This window comes from Paenibacillus sp. 1SOY10 (assembly GCF_056836745.1).
This window is the reverse complement of record NZ_JBXENK010000001.1, coordinates 180,026-194,090: the sequence shown is the minus strand read 5'-3', so window position 1 is coordinate 194,090 and position 14,065 is coordinate 180,026. Positions and strand designations below refer to the sequence as shown.

Sequence of the window (14,065 nt, the reverse complement as noted above, 5' to 3'; positions counted from 1 at the left end):
ATGTCCGATTTATTGCCGCAACGCACCTGTGTCCTTTATGCTAATTATTCCGCACATACCCAGCCTCATGCTGTTGAATATATGAAGGGGCTGACCTTCTATCTGTTCCGGCTACAGGCAGAAGGAACCTGCCGTATGCTGATCGAAGGGAAATATGAGACGATCATCCCTGGCGACCTGCTTATTTATCCTCCGGATCAGCCTTATGGACTCCAGGTGCTGCCTCGGAGCGGCCCCCAATTGAAGGGAATTCAACCCGTAGCTGACTATTTTCTGGCGGGTAAGGGGGAGTGGATAGACACGTGGTGGAAAGACAAAGGCTTGCCGCTCAAAGCAAACATCGGGTTTGACGATACGGTCATTACCTTATGGAAGCATATCGTCGGTGAGAAGAAGAAAATCATGCAGAACCAAGAGGAGATCATGGACTATCTACTCAGAACGCTTTGCCTGACCCTGGAGCAAGTCATCGAGATCAAGCAACACCGTAAGGGGGGAGATACTGCCTATAAGCTCAAGCTATTCATCGAGAATCATGCCCATGAGCCCCTTAGTCTGGAACAAATATCAGCCTCCGTCGGCCTAAGTGTGTCTCGTTGCTCCTATCTGTTCAAAGCCGCATTTGGCCAATCCTTGTTCGCCTACTGCATTGCTGTCAGATTGAAGCTTGCGCAGCAGCAAGTGCTCTACAGTAATGTGGCGTTGGAGCAGGTTGCCGAGAATACAGGCTTTCAGAGCTACGCTCATTTCAGCCGTGTGTTCCGTGAGCGCTTGGGACATCCTCCGGGAGAATATCGACGCAAGTTCGGCTATCCATTCAATCATGATTGAGGCAGAGGCTAGAATCCCTCGTACAATACTTGGCTCTCATTAACAAGCACGGCATTCAACTCATTGTACTTTACAAGTTGCACGATACCGTCCGCATCAAGCGCCAGTGCGGCTGCGGCGGCAGCCGATTGCCCCAGAATCATGAATACGGGTTCCATCCGAATGGAGCCGTAGGCGGCATGAGTAGCGGAGACGCATATAGGTACGATCAAATTCGTACATTCCGACCGTTTCGGCACAATTGCCCGGTAGCTGATAGGATAAGGAGCTTCCAGTCTTATATAAAATCCGCCCTCTGTGCTTACATGTCCGTCTTCATTCACATAGTATTGCGTATGATGCGAGTCCATGGCAAAGGAGCCCATTCCGATGGAGTCCGGCACCGGGTTGTCCAGTCTGACCTCATGCTCGGTAACTACATAATCACCAATCATTCGGCGAGACTCCCTAATATATAACTGAGGTGTCCAATGACCGGACTCAACAAATTCATCCAACGGGAGCCCCCATGGCTTATATACGTTGCGGATCTCCTCTGGTACACGTAGATGATTTTGAATGGTCCAGACATATCCTTGCTGATAGATCCGGTGGGCCTCCCAAATTTGTTCGCGCGTACGATAGTCTGCTTCTGCATAGTGGTGATTCATGCCGTTATAATCCGTAGATATGCCGCTGTTGTTGTTCGAATCCGTCTTGTCCGGGGTGACTCGATTTAATTTGAAGAAGCTGGAGTTCTGTCCTTGCTCAATAGACCGAAACAGAATTTCATAATCCGCCTCGTTGTATCCTTCTGGCTTTTCAATAGGTAGACGGTTGTCCGGATTATTCGTGAGACACATGCGGAAGTTATAGGCTTGTAGTTTATTGTCGCCATCACCAATGTTGCCTCCACGATTGGAATTAACACGCAGGAGCAGGCCGCTGGAGGGAACGCCCTTCACTAGATAAGGATCAATCCCGGCGGGCAGTTCATTGAGTTCATCACCAGGCTGAATGCCATTAAGCGTCTCGTCATATTGTGAATTCGACTCCCGACCGACGAAGTAAGATACGCCCGCATTACCCATCAAATCTCCTTCATACGTAGCATCAATAAATACTTTGGCTTGATAAATGGTTGCGGATTCCGTACGGAGGGAGGTGATTTTTGTTCCTTGTTTGGTCACCCCGTTCTTCAAGTCCAGTCTTTCCCCGTAAACGACTTCAATATGGTGTTCTGTGACCCAATCTTGTAACACTTCGAGCGCTACCTTTGGTTCGAACAGCCAACAAGCCCCATCTTGCGAATACTTTCGAGCGACCCGCTGGTAAAATTCCAGGGATAATCCGCCAACAGCCTGCTTCATCCCGATATCTGTATCTCCAAGGCCACCGCTGGTCATTCCCCCGATGCGCTGGCTCGGTTCAATAACAATTACTGATTTGTTCATTTTTTTCGCTTGAACTGCCGCCGTAATCCCCGCCGCTGTACCTCCGTAAATGACAATATCATATTGTTTCTCTGGGCTCATTTTAGCCCCTCCTCCATGATGAATTGGCTTGTCAACGTTATTATAAAGCGGTAAGAGCTTGGCGGGAATGATGGATCTTCCTTTTCTATTTGATGCATCTTACTGTTTTTGCAAGAGGGTGGAAAGGCTTTCATATTTAAGGTTTAATGATAGGGAAAAATGGTAAACCAGGAGGAACTTATGAAGCCCCAATTTCGCTATTTGAACAAGCCCGCCCTTGAACCTGTACCCGGTTGTGATTGGGCGGATAAGATGGTTCTGAATCCGGCTATCGTTAAAGCTCCGGAGTCGGATGACATTCATATGCTCTTCCGGGCGACGGGTCCATGGCCGCAGAAGAGAAGAGCAGGCTGCCACGATCCTTACCCGATTTTCTTGGGATATGCCAAGAGCAAGGATAGGGGAGAAACCTGGGATGCAGACTTCTCCAGACCCGCTCTGGCCCCAGCCTTGGGTTATGAGGAGCATGAGTTGTATATCAACGATATTCACGGCAACACGGTACGTAATTATGCTAATGGTTGTGTGGAAGATCCACGGATCTTTGATCTTGAAGGACAGCTTTATTTGACGGTTGCTTGCCGCCCGTTCCCCCCAGGACCCTATTGGCTCAGTAGTCAGCATCCTCCGGTACAAACGCGTTTTGAATATGTTCCGGATTGGATATTTGAAGGGAACGATGCAGATCCATTTATCCAAACCGCTCGATCCAATGATACGGTCAGCGTTCTCTACAAGCTGAACCTGGACGAATTGAAGCAAGGGAACTATGAAGCCGCATTTCAATATGTGGGCCCGCTTACTGCGGGACAAGTAAGTGATAACCGGGATGTATTCTTATTTCCCGAGAAAATGAGGATTGCCGGCAAACCGCAGTATCTTATGTTGCATCGCCCTATGAACGTTGTCCCGTTCGAAGGGGGAGCAGCAGTTGAGAAGCCATCCATCTATTTGGCCGCAGCAGAAAGGATAGAGGACTTGGCTTCGCCCCAAGCAAGCCACAAGCTGCTGGCCCATCCCGTCTTTGAATGGGAGGAGAATCGGGTCGGCGCAAGCTGGCCACCGCTACCCCTGGGCCATAAAGAGTGGCTGCTGGCTTACCACGCGAAGAAGGATGCGCAGCTTGGATATACGCAATCCTTTATGATTCTAAGAGAACAGGAAGATGATTTCCCCTTAGTCATTCACCGTTGCTCTGACCGCCTGATGTTTGCAGAACGGGATTGGGAGATGCCGGAGGATTACCCGACACCTTGTCTGTTCACCACTGGAGGAATTGTCATGGGGGAGGATTTGATCATGTCTTATGGCGCAGCGGATCAGAAGGTTGGTATTTCCTGGGTCAACTTTCATGAGTTAGTGGCCTATATACGGAAATTTGATGAGAACGGAATAGAATTCTGTCCCTGAACAGTGAGTCTGCCTCACTCCATTTCCAGGGCCGAGGGCCTATAATAAAAATCGAGCTCATCATAAAATAATCAATTAAAGGGGTAGAAGGTATGCAAAAGAAATGGTTAGGCCTCGGATTGAGTCTCTTGCTGACCGCAGGCATCGTAGGTTGTGGCGGGAACAACGGCAACGCCGCGACGCAAGCGCCGGGCGACAACAAGACGAATTCCGCAGCAGAAGCAGGCGGCAACAAGGCAACAGGCGAGCCTATACAGCTTAAATACTGGACGGATGATCGCCATGACCAGGAGTATGTTAAGGAATTGATTAACAATTTCAATGAGACCAACGGTGAGAACATCCAGGTTGAATTGACGGTGATGTCCGAGAATTACGCACAAAGTGTTGACATTGCCTTCTCTAGCAACCAGGCACCGGACGTGTTGCGTCTCAAGAGTGGTAATACAGGAGAGTTTGTAAAAAAAGGCTATCTTGCTCCGATTGATGATTTTCTGACTGACGACATGAAGACGGAATTCGGGGGTCTGCTGATCGATAATGTGAACCGTTTTGATGGCAAGGTGTATTCCTTGGCCAATACCGGTCTTACCTTGCGTATGGTCTACAACAAGGATCTCTTCGCCAAGGCTGGTATCGCAAATCCTCCAGCATCATTGCAAGAAATGGTGGACGCGGCCAAGAAGATTACCGAAGTGGGCAAGTCCGAGGGGATCTACGGCTTTGCGTTGAATTTTAAGAGTCCGAAGTCGGCATTTGACCGTTCCATTCGGGAGATTCTCTCCTTAAGCGGCCATCAGGGACTGGGTTTTGATATGAAAACAGGCCAATTTGATTTCGAGCCTTATTCTCAGGTGATTGAGTATTTCAAACAAATGTATGAAGACGGAAGTATTCTGCCTGGTGCAGAATCACTGGATATCGACCCGCTACGGGCTCAATTTGCGGCAGGCAAAATCGGGATGTATCTCTCCTTCTCGACGGAACCAGGGGTGTATCAGGATCAGTTCCCGACGGAGATTGACTGGGCGGGTGCGCTGGCTCCAACATTGGACGGACAGATCAAGGGAACATCGGAGATTGTGTCCGCCGGGACCTGGCTTGGTATTAGCGCCACATCCGCTAATCAGGAAGCCGCCTGGAAGTTCATGCAATACATGTATGGGGACGAAGTCTTGAAGACCTATCATGAGAAGGGCTTCGGCATTGCCATCGTGCCACGTATTGTGGAGCAGGCCAAAAATCCGGAAATCGACGGCATGGAAGGCTTCCTGGTCGGAGAACATGACTCGCTTTGGCCAGCTACTCCAAGCGTAACACCAGAAGGTTCCACCTATGCGGATGCTTTCTTCAAATACATGCTTGATGGCGGAGACTTGAAAGCGGTCACAGCCGATTTGAACGCAAAATATAACGAAGCTTTGAGCAAATCGGTAGAGAAGGGTGAGGTTACTGTAACACCAAATCCTGCTTTTGATCCAAGCCAACCGCAGGGAGAATAACAGGAAGGATGGGGCTACCGCGCACTTCTTGGCGCAGGGCCCCTTTCTTTTTCCGAAGGAGGAATCAATCATGAGCTTTAACTGGAAGCGGCTAGGGGAGAATACCTTGTTCCTAATCCCGAGTATCATTTTGACGGTCGCCTTGGGCATCTATCCCTTGCTTTGGATGTTGCGTTATATGTTTTATGATTATGCCGGATATGGCGAAGCGCTGTTCGTCGGGCTAGACAATTTCCGTCGCTTGATGCGTGACGGGCTGTTCTGGGAATCGGTGGGCAACACCTTTGTTTATGCCGGAGGCAAGTTGCTGCTAACCCTGCCGTTGTCCTTGCTGTTAGCCGTTATTCTGAATGGCAAGCTGCGGGGCAGCAATTTACTGCGAGGTATTTACTTCATGCCTACGGTCATCAGTACGGCTGTCATCTCAGTAGTATTCTATAATATCTTCAATTCCTATAACGGTATGGTCAATACCGTGCTGATGAAGCTACATTTAGTGTCGCAACCGATTGACTGGCTTGGGCCCAAGCATGCGATGCTCACCGTCATTCTGGTGGCGGTGTGGGGCGCGGTTGGTAACTATATGCTCCTGTTCCTGGCCGGGTTGCAAAGTATTCCTCAGGATTTGTATGAGAGTGCAGCCATTGATGGAGCGAATGCGGGAAGACGCTTCTGGAACATTACTCTTCCCATGCTGGCCCCGGTTGCCCAAATGGTTATGATGCTGGCGATTATCGCTTCCCTGAAGGGCTATGAGAGCATTATGGTCATTACGGAAGGTGGTCCAATTGGCAAAACCGAGGTCATGTATCTTTATCTCTACAAATTGTTGTTCCCGGTATCGACAGGTTCGCCCGTAGTGCAGCAGCTTGGGTACGGCAGCGCCGTTGGCTTCGCCAGCGCTGTTATCGTTGGGGCAATCACCGGCTTGTATTTCTTCTTGAGCCGCAAAATGAGCAAGGTGTATTAGTGACAGGAGGTTCATCCTATGAACGAACAGGTATTATCCCCGCAACCGGACGGACGAGGCAAGCTTGCCGAGCGTGCACCTTCCGGCTCGGCAGGTAGAGTGGTGGCCCGCACAGCCATGTGGTTATTGTTATTAATTACGGCGCTGTTAACTTTGTTCCCTCTGCTCATGACCGTCTCGGGTTCTTTGAAGACCGGAGCCGAAATGATGACTGGAGGAAGCCTGCTACCAGCAAAGTTGCAATTCGTCAATTATGTGGAGGCCTGGAAGCAGGCGAACTTCGCACGTTATACCTGGAACAGTGCTTTTGTCAGTATTATGGTGACGATAGGCACGCTGCTGGTTGCTTCCATGGCGGCCTATGTCGTGGATCGGCGCAACTTTCCTGGTAAATCGCTTTATGTGACCGTGCAGGCATCCATGATGTTTATATCGGTTGGCGCTATCGTACTGCGGCCACAATTTGATCTCATGGTGGCGCTACATCTGAATACGACACTCTGGGGAGTTATTCTCATTCTGATCAGCGCGCATTCCAGTACATTCTTTATGCTGCAAGGTTTCTTCAAAGCCATCCCCCGTGAGCTTGATGAAGCAGCGATGGTGGACGGTTCCGGATTCATTCGTACGTTCTTTCGGATTATTCTACCGCTGCTGACGCCAGGGCTAGGCGTAGCCGGATTGTTCGCCTTCCGCCATGCCTGGAACGAATATATCCTGCCGCTGGTGTTCACGATGACCAATCCACAGCTTCAAACGCTCACCGTAGGGCTGGCGAATCTCCGCTATGGCTCTTCCGCAGCCATGCAGATTCATCTGATGATGGCAGGGGCTTGTCTGTCAATCCTGCCGATGCTGCTGGTATATATCTTGGCCAACAAGACGTTTATCCAGGTGACCGCAGGTTCGGTCAAAGGTTAAAGGTTCTCTATATTAGTTTCATTCCAATTCATACAAAAGGAGCATCAGGGATATGAGTCAGTTTACAATTGGACCCTTGGCTTCCAGCCCGGTCATCACCCGCTATGCAAATAATCCGATTCTGTCACCGGGGGAGGTACCTTACGGTCCGGCGATGGTCTTCAATGCGGGAGTTACCAAGTTTAAAGGAAAATATGTCATGGTTTTCCGCAATGATTACGGGGATGAACAGCAAGGAATCGTCGCTCCACATCATACCACTAACCTCGGGCTGGCCTTTAGCGACGACGGAATCAAGTGGGAGGTTCAGCCTGAGCCTTGCTGGTCCTGGCATGATGAAGAGGTCATCCGGGTATATGATCCGCGCCTGACCGTGATTGGAGAGCAATGCTATATGTGCTTTGCAGTCGATACAAAGCATGGGCTGCGCGGGGGGATTGCCGTAACCGAAGATTTCCGTTCCTTCAAGGTGCTTAGCCTGTCGTTACCGGACAACCGGAACATGGTATTGTTCCCGGAGCGAATCGGAGGGAGCTATGTACGTCTGGAGCGCCCCATGCCCGTATACAGCCGGGGAGGGAAGGACCGATTTGACATGTGGATGAGCGATTCGCCTGACCTGAAATACTGGGGCAACTCCCGACTGCTGCTGACCGTTGAAGATGTCGCATTTGCCAACGACAAGGTAGGACCGGGTGCCCCACCAATCAAGACGGATAAGGGATGGCTGACTCTGTTCCATGCCGTGGATCTGGATCTTGGCCGGGGCAAGAACGGATGGGAGGATAGCTGGAAGAAGCGCTATACCGCCGGTATTATGTTGCTTGACCTGGCTGACCCGAGCCGAATTATCGGCAGAGCGGCAGCACCATTGCTCGCTCCAGAAGCAGAATATGAAATTAGCGGGGGGTTCCGTAATGATGTTATTTTCCCGGGCGGTATGATCCTGGAGGATTCGGGAGAAGTGAAAATCTACTACGGTGCGGCTGATACGGTAGAATGCCTGGCAACAGCCCAGGTAGACGATCTGTTGCGTCTCTGTCTTGAAGGGAAGACCCATTAATGGGAACACCGATTGGAGGGATTCTGTATGAATATTAAGGAGATTACACTGCCTTCGGCTAATATTCCGGTGGCCCACGAGGTGGATGTACTGGTCATAGGTGGGGGGGCTTCCGGGATTGCAGCAGCCATTGCCGCCGCAGAAGGGGGAGCCCGCACGATGCTGGTGGAACAGCGTGGATTCCTTGGCGGCATGGGCACCGTTGCGCTGGTACCAGCCTTCTGTCCTTATACAGATAAGCAAAAGCTCATTATTCGCGGTCTCGGCCTGAAGCTGATGGAACGGATGAAGCAAGGCTGCGAGCCGGAGTATCGTGAGGAATACCGGGATCTGCTGGATTGGGTGCCCATTGACCCCGAGGTGCTGAAGCGCGTCTATGATGATGCCATTCTGGAGAGTGGAGTTACCCCGCTATATCATAGCTTTGTCTATGATGTTGTACTCTCGGAGGATCGCCAAAACGTGCAAGGCGTCGTGGTGGTTAACAAAACAGGAAGATCATTTATCTCCTGCCGGTATATTATTGATTGCTCGGGTGATGGGGATATTGCTGCTTTAGCGGGAGTCCCGTTTCAGAAGGGCGGTGAAGAAGGAGAACTTCAGCCCGGCAGTATGTGTTATCTGCTTGCCAATGTAGACCGTCCAAAGTTCAAGCGCTTCCTGGAGGAGAGCGGGGACACCGGTCAACTACACAATACGGTGGAACAAGCGATTCAGGACGGAGCGCTGCCGGAGGGGCGCAAGTCAATCTCTGGCTTGGCCTGGGTCAGTGATTACCTGGTGGGTGTCAACTTCGGCCATGTTTTCGGTGTCGATGGTACGCTTGCCGAGGATTTAACGCGGGGAGCGATTGAAGGACGACGCACCGCCGAGCGTCAATTGCAATTCTTCCGCCGCTATGTTCCGGGCTTTGAACAGGCTCATATGGTAGCTAGTGGAGAGCAACTCGGTATCAGGGAGACCCGGCGCATCGAAGGGGACTATGTGCTGACGGTGGATGATTTTCAGGCTGCGCGCTCCTTCCCGGATGACATCGCCCGTAACGCTTACTACATCGATATCCATCTCGCCAACAGCCAAAGTGAGATGACCTTCAACCACTTGCCCCCAGGCGTTTCGCATGGGGTACCGTACCGGATTATGCTCCCCGTTGGAATTGACAACCTCTGGGTGGCTGGTCGCTCCGTATCCTCGGACCGGGCGGTGCAAGGCTCCTTGCGAGTCATGCCCAATTGCTTCTCCATGGGTCAGGCGTCCGGAACAGCAGCCGCTTTGGCCTTGCAAGATGGCAATACCTCACGTGGCATCTCGATTGCCGAGCTTCAACGACGGCTACTGGAGCAGGATGTGTGGCTAGGAGAGGATTTTGTGCTGGCCGGGAGCAAGAAGGCGAGCGATACGCTGTGAAGCCGATTACTTTAACGGATGAATGGTTCCATGGGGCCGTTTCCTTAGAGCATCTGGAGCATGGAATCAAGCCGTGGCGTATTCCTTACCAGGATTATGACCTGTATCCACCTGAGGGGATCGAGGGTAAGGCAGAGATCTGTGCGGGTGTGCGGCTGCGATTGTATACGGATGCGATAGCCATTCAAGTCTCGTTCGCTCCACTTCATGAAGCCATCGCACTGGATTGCCTGGTAGGGGGAGTGACGGCGCAGACACTTCATCTGTCTGTTGGAGTGACGAACGCATTATTCGATAAAGCTATTCCGAGTGGCTTCAAGGAGCTGGAAATCTGGCTCCCGCAAAATACAGGAATGACCGTGACCGGCCTGTGGATTGATGAAGATGCTTCGGCCAAGCCGCTGCCAGACACCCGGCCGCGCTGGATTACTTACGGTAGCTCCATCACCCAATGCGTAGCTGCTTCCAGCCCCACGCGTACCTGGCCTGCTATTGCGGCAGCTAAGTGTGGCTTCAACCTGACCAATCTCGGCTTCTCCGGTAATTGCCACATGGAGCCGATGATTGGACGGCTAATCCGCGACCTTCCGGCGGATTTCATTTCGCTTTGCGTAGGCGTGAATATCTATGGGGCCGGCACCTTAAGCCCACGGATGTTCCAGCCGCTGCTGATCGGACTACTGGAGACCATTCGTGACAAGCACCCGAATACGCCGCTGCTGATCATTTCACCCATCTATGGCACTCATCGTGAGACAGAGCTTAACGGGCTTGGCTTCACCTTGCCGATGATGCGAGAGGCCATTCATAAGACCATTCGAATGCTGCAAGCACGGGGGGATCGACACCTGTATTATCAGGATGGACTAAGCTGGTTTGGGCCAGAGGATGGAGACCTGTTAACGGACGGCCTACACCCTGGAGCCGAGGGTTACGAGCTGTTGGGCCAGCGTTTTCCCGTACTTCAGCAAGCAGCTTTTTCGTCTAAGCCAAGCTCTACCAATTCATAAGTTTGTATCCCTAGAGAGTGGGCTTACCCCACTCTTTTTGGCTTGGGAGAAGACTATAATGAAATAGATCTATATCATAAAATGAGGGAGGTATGAGAGTATTTACCTATGGTTCGGATATTTTTGTTAACGCTTACAAATTGAGACGGAGTACATTATTTAATGAATCAAGGGGAATTGCCGGCAATTTACTAAAGTAGGAGGAGGTACTTATGTTTAATCGAAAAGCATTTACCTTATTGTTACTGTTTGCCGTCTTCATTTCAGGCTGGTTACCGCAAATGACTGCTGCTAATACGCTTGCTGAGAATCATACTATAATCTCCATGGATGAGGAGGGCTTAGCTGAGATGGATGCAGGCGGTGAGGTCATTGTAAATGATCCCTTACCTGTCAGTGAAGACGAGCCAATCCTCGTAGCCGAGCCTGAACCTTCGCCCGAAGCCTTGGAAGAGGCTAGCGTGACGGATGATGTGTATTTGCAGGCTCTGGACCCTGCAGCCTTTGAAATCACCGATTTGGCTGCTACGATTCAGAACTATCCTATGCCGTCCATTTATACCGCTTCAAGCGTATTTTCATTAAAAGCAAATGGCAACAACGTGCCCGTTATTGCTTACGTGAGCGATTACGACTACGCCCAATTTTCCTTCTCTGGGACCGTGACCCTCGAAGTGACGGCCAGCGAGAATATAGATTCTTATTCCATCAGTCCCATGGCCAAAAATATTCAGGGTACAGTGAGCGGGAAAAAGCTGACGTTTACGCTATCCACCTCAACGTATGTCATCGTTAAAATCAATGATCTCAAAAAAATCGTCATTGCCGCCGATCCTCTGGAGACGGATATTCCCGCTTCTTCGGGTCCCGGGATCTATAACGTGACCCAATCGCCGTACAATGCGGATCGCACAGGCAATATCATGGCAACCACAGCCATTCAGAGAGCGATTGACGATGCGAACCAGGCGGGCGGAGGTACCGTATTTGTCCCAGCCGGGGTCTATAAGAGCGGGAACCTTACGCTGAAGAGTAACGTAACCTTCTATCTGGCCGGAGGTGCCGTCATTGTCGGTACAGGCAAAGGGGAGGACTACGCCAATGATTTCCGTAAGGATTCGCTAAACAGGGACGGGACCTATTTTATCCGTACAGCAATCAACTCCACCAATATTACTCTGCGAGGACGGGGTACCATTGATGGAAAGGGCATGGAGATGCGTGACCGCAAGATGCCCGCACCCCACAAAAATGAAGGGTTCATCAACAACCTGCTAGTTCCGCTCGCAACTTCTCACTTTACATTTGATGGTCTAATTTTGCGGGATGCTGGCTTCTGGTCGTTCATGGTGGTTCGCTCCGATCATGTCACTATTACGAATCTCAAAGGGTTTCAGGACCTGCACAAGCTTGAGAACGACGTGATCGACATTAATGAAAGTCAAGACGTGCTGGTTAAGCATGCAATTGCGATCTCGGATGATGATACGTATTCCACAAAAACCTGGCTGCAAACGGGCATGTCCAAAGGGTGGCCAGGCCAGCTTGAGCATTTGGAGAATGTGGTTTTTGATGACGCGTTGGCCTGGACAAGATGTGCTGCCTTCAAGATTGGCATGGGCGTAGCCCAGCCGCAAATCGGAGTTACGGTGCGAAATTCCTATGTATATCAAAGCGCTCGGGCCTTACTCATCGATCACGGTTACCAGTACAATACACTACCAGAGGAAGGTTACGCTCAGAATATTACATTTGAGAATATCGATATTGAACGGGTTGGCATCAATCAGTTCGGGAATTACTGGCTTGGGGTATCCACCAGCACCTCCGGGGATATCAGTAATGTAATCGTTAAGGACATTAACATTCGTGAACTGGGGTCTCAAAACTCCAGACTCTCCGGCAACGCCACGAAAGGCGGCATGGTTAACGGCGTCATGTTCTCGGATGTGGTTGTGAAAGGCGAACTCGCTACGAAGCTGAGCGATATGAAAATCACTGTCAATAGCAATGTCAACGGAGTGATGTTTGCTAACTCCAGACCTCCGCTGTTCAGCGATAATTTTGAAGACGGAGATTCAGCAGGCTGGACCGCTCATTCCGGTTCCTGGAGCGTAGTCACAGAGGATACGCAGGTTCTGGCTCAGAAGGCTACGGCTACATCACTCATTACGGCTGGAAGCTCGTGGACGGATTACGCTTATCAAGCCAAAGTGAAGATGCCGATTAATAACGCAAATGCCGGAATTGTATTCCGGGTTAAGGATACGAACAACTACTATATGTATAGAATTAATGCGACGGCACAAGAGGTGGAGTTATACAAGAGTGTTAATGGGACTTTGACGAAAGTGTCCAATACGAGCTTTGCCGCAGTCGCCAAGCGGTGGTATACGCTTAAAGTGGTGGTCCAGGGGAACACCATTGAAGGTTATGTAGACGGAGCATTGAAGACGCAATGGACCAATCCCGTGACCGAATTAACAAGCGGCAAAATCGGCTTCAGAACAACGTCAGCGGATGTGTTGTTTGATCATGCCGTCGTGTCCAGCTTGAACAAAGCTCCTACAAATCTTACATTAAGTCATAGCAGCGTGCCTGAACATACAACGGCTGGAGGCAGCGTGGGCAGCTTTACCACGACGGACCCGGACGACGGTGATACCTTCATCTACCAACTGGTCGCTGGTGCTGGCGATACCAATAACGGGAGCTTTGATATTTCAGGAAATGCGCTCATCCTCAAGATAACCCCGGACTATGAAACTAAGTCCAGCTACTCCATTCGGGTCAGAACGGTGGATTCTGGTGGACTCTATTACGAGAAGGCATTTACGATTCAAATTACGGATGTAAATGAAACGCCCAATCCGCTGCCTAACATTACGTTGTTCAGTGACAACTTCGAGGATGGAAATACAACAGGCTGGACGGCTCACTCCGGCTCCTGGAGTGTAGTAACCGACACTTCACAGGCATTGGCACAGAAGGCATCAGCAACCTCCCTGATTACAGCCGGGGAGACCTGGACGGATTATTCCTACGAAGCCAAGGCGAAGGTGCCCATCGCCAATGCGAATGCGGGAATTACCTTCAGAGTGCAAGACACCAATCATTACTACATGTTCAGAATCAATTCAACTGCCAAAACACTGGAGCTTTACAAAGCCGTCGACGGTATCTTGACCAGCGTATCCAGCACGCCATTTACCGCCACTGCTAATCAGTGGTATACGCTCAAAGCTGTGGTCCAAGGCAATAATATCAAGGCTTATGTGGATGGAGTATTGAAGATAGAATGGACGAATCCAATTATAGAGTTGACCACCGGCAAAATTGGACTCCGAACAACATCAGTGAATGCGTTATTTGATGATATTGTGGTCAAAGGTGATCACTAACTAGGTAAGAAACGCTGCCACTATGAACCAAAAACA

10 protein-coding genes are annotated in these 14,065 nt (G+C 50.5%); 9 read left to right on the top strand and 1 reads right to left on the bottom strand.

Translation table 11 applies throughout. The annotated features are described in order from the left end of the window. Positions 1-831 (top strand): helix-turn-helix domain-containing protein, encoded by an 831-nt coding sequence (locus AC1VOR_RS00870; RefSeq protein WP_482615170.1) that lies wholly within the window; start codon positions 1-3, stop codon positions 829-831. Between the two features lie 8 nt (positions 832-839). On the opposite strand, the gene AC1VOR_RS00865 is transcribed toward AC1VOR_RS00870, so the two are convergent. Beyond that, the gene (locus AC1VOR_RS00865; protein WP_482615168.1) at positions 840-2,345 is read right to left on the bottom strand and encodes an FAD-dependent oxidoreductase; all 1,506 of its coding nucleotides are present in this window, start codon (positions 2,343-2,345) and stop codon (positions 840-842) included. Positions 2,346-2,525: 180 nt separating this feature from the next. Here AC1VOR_RS00865 and AC1VOR_RS00860 point away from each other — a divergent pair, with 180 nt between their 5' ends. The 8 genes from AC1VOR_RS00860 (at position 2,526) to AC1VOR_RS00825 (ending at position 14,029) form a co-directional block, all read left to right on the top strand. Next, positions 2,526-3,755, top strand: coding sequence for a glycoside hydrolase family 130 protein (locus AC1VOR_RS00860; RefSeq protein ID WP_482615166.1), 1,230 nt, complete (start codon positions 2,526-2,528; stop codon positions 3,753-3,755). A 92-nt stretch (positions 3,756-3,847) separates the two neighbouring features. Further along, positions 3,848-5,257, top strand: coding sequence for an ABC transporter substrate-binding protein (locus AC1VOR_RS00855; RefSeq protein WP_482615165.1), 1,410 nt, complete (start codon positions 3,848-3,850; stop codon positions 5,255-5,257). A 70-nt stretch (positions 5,258-5,327) separates the two neighbouring features. Next, positions 5,328-6,227 (top strand): carbohydrate ABC transporter permease, encoded by a 900-nt coding sequence (locus AC1VOR_RS00850; RefSeq protein WP_059053197.1) that lies wholly within the window; start codon positions 5,328-5,330, stop codon positions 6,225-6,227. 18 nt (positions 6,228-6,245) lie between these two features. Beyond that, a complete protein-coding gene (locus AC1VOR_RS00845; protein ID WP_482615163.1) occupies positions 6,246-7,148 on the top strand; it encodes a carbohydrate ABC transporter permease in 903 nt (300 codons plus the stop codon). 52 nt (positions 7,149-7,200) lie between these two features. Further along, positions 7,201-8,211, top strand: a complete 1,011-nt coding sequence (locus AC1VOR_RS00840; protein WP_482615162.1) for a glycoside hydrolase family 130 protein — start codon at positions 7,201-7,203, stop codon at positions 8,209-8,211. Between the two features lie 27 nt (positions 8,212-8,238). Continuing rightward, positions 8,239-9,618: an FAD-dependent oxidoreductase gene (locus AC1VOR_RS00835; protein WP_482615160.1), complete on the top strand. Its 1,380-nt coding sequence runs from the start codon at positions 8,239-8,241 to the stop codon at positions 9,616-9,618. Further along, positions 9,561-10,628 (top strand): SGNH/GDSL hydrolase family protein, encoded by a 1,068-nt coding sequence (locus tag AC1VOR_RS00830; protein WP_482615158.1) that lies wholly within the window; start codon positions 9,561-9,563, stop codon positions 10,626-10,628. The genes AC1VOR_RS00835 and AC1VOR_RS00830 overlap by 58 nt, the downstream gene beginning before the upstream one ends. Before the next feature lie 212 nt (positions 10,629-10,840). Then, positions 10,841-14,029, top strand: a complete 3,189-nt coding sequence (locus AC1VOR_RS00825; RefSeq protein ID WP_482615156.1) for a 3-keto-alpha-glucoside-1,2-lyase-like domain-containing protein — start codon at positions 10,841-10,843, stop codon at positions 14,027-14,029. Positions 14,030-14,065: the final 36 nt, after the last annotated feature.

Bases quoted from the DNA above. Each gene is read 5' to 3' on its own strand.
- AC1VOR_RS00835 (WP_482615160.1), top strand. From the start codon at position 8,239: ATGAATATTAAGGAGATTACACTGCCTTCGGCTAATATTCCGGTGGCC.
- AC1VOR_RS00855 (WP_482615165.1), top strand. From the start codon at position 3,848: ATGCAAAAGAAATGGTTAGGCCTCGGATTGAGTCTCTTGCTGACCGCA.
- AC1VOR_RS00845 (WP_482615163.1), top strand. From the start codon at position 6,246: ATGAACGAACAGGTATTATCCCCGCAACCGGACGGACGAGGCAAGCTT.
- AC1VOR_RS00825 (WP_482615156.1), top strand. From the start codon at position 10,841: ATGTTTAATCGAAAAGCATTTACCTTATTGTTACTGTTTGCCGTCTTC.
- AC1VOR_RS00860 (WP_482615166.1), top strand. From the start codon at position 2,526: ATGAAGCCCCAATTTCGCTATTTGAACAAGCCCGCCCTTGAACCTGTA.
- AC1VOR_RS00840 (WP_482615162.1), top strand. From the start codon at position 7,201: ATGAGTCAGTTTACAATTGGACCCTTGGCTTCCAGCCCGGTCATCACC.
- AC1VOR_RS00850 (WP_059053197.1), top strand. From the start codon at position 5,328: ATGAGCTTTAACTGGAAGCGGCTAGGGGAGAATACCTTGTTCCTAATC.
- AC1VOR_RS00870 (WP_482615170.1), top strand. From the start codon at position 1: ATGTCCGATTTATTGCCGCAACGCACCTGTGTCCTTTATGCTAATTAT.
- AC1VOR_RS00865 (WP_482615168.1), bottom strand. From the start codon at position 2,345: ATGAGCCCAGAGAAACAATATGATATTGTCATTTACGGAGGTACAGCG.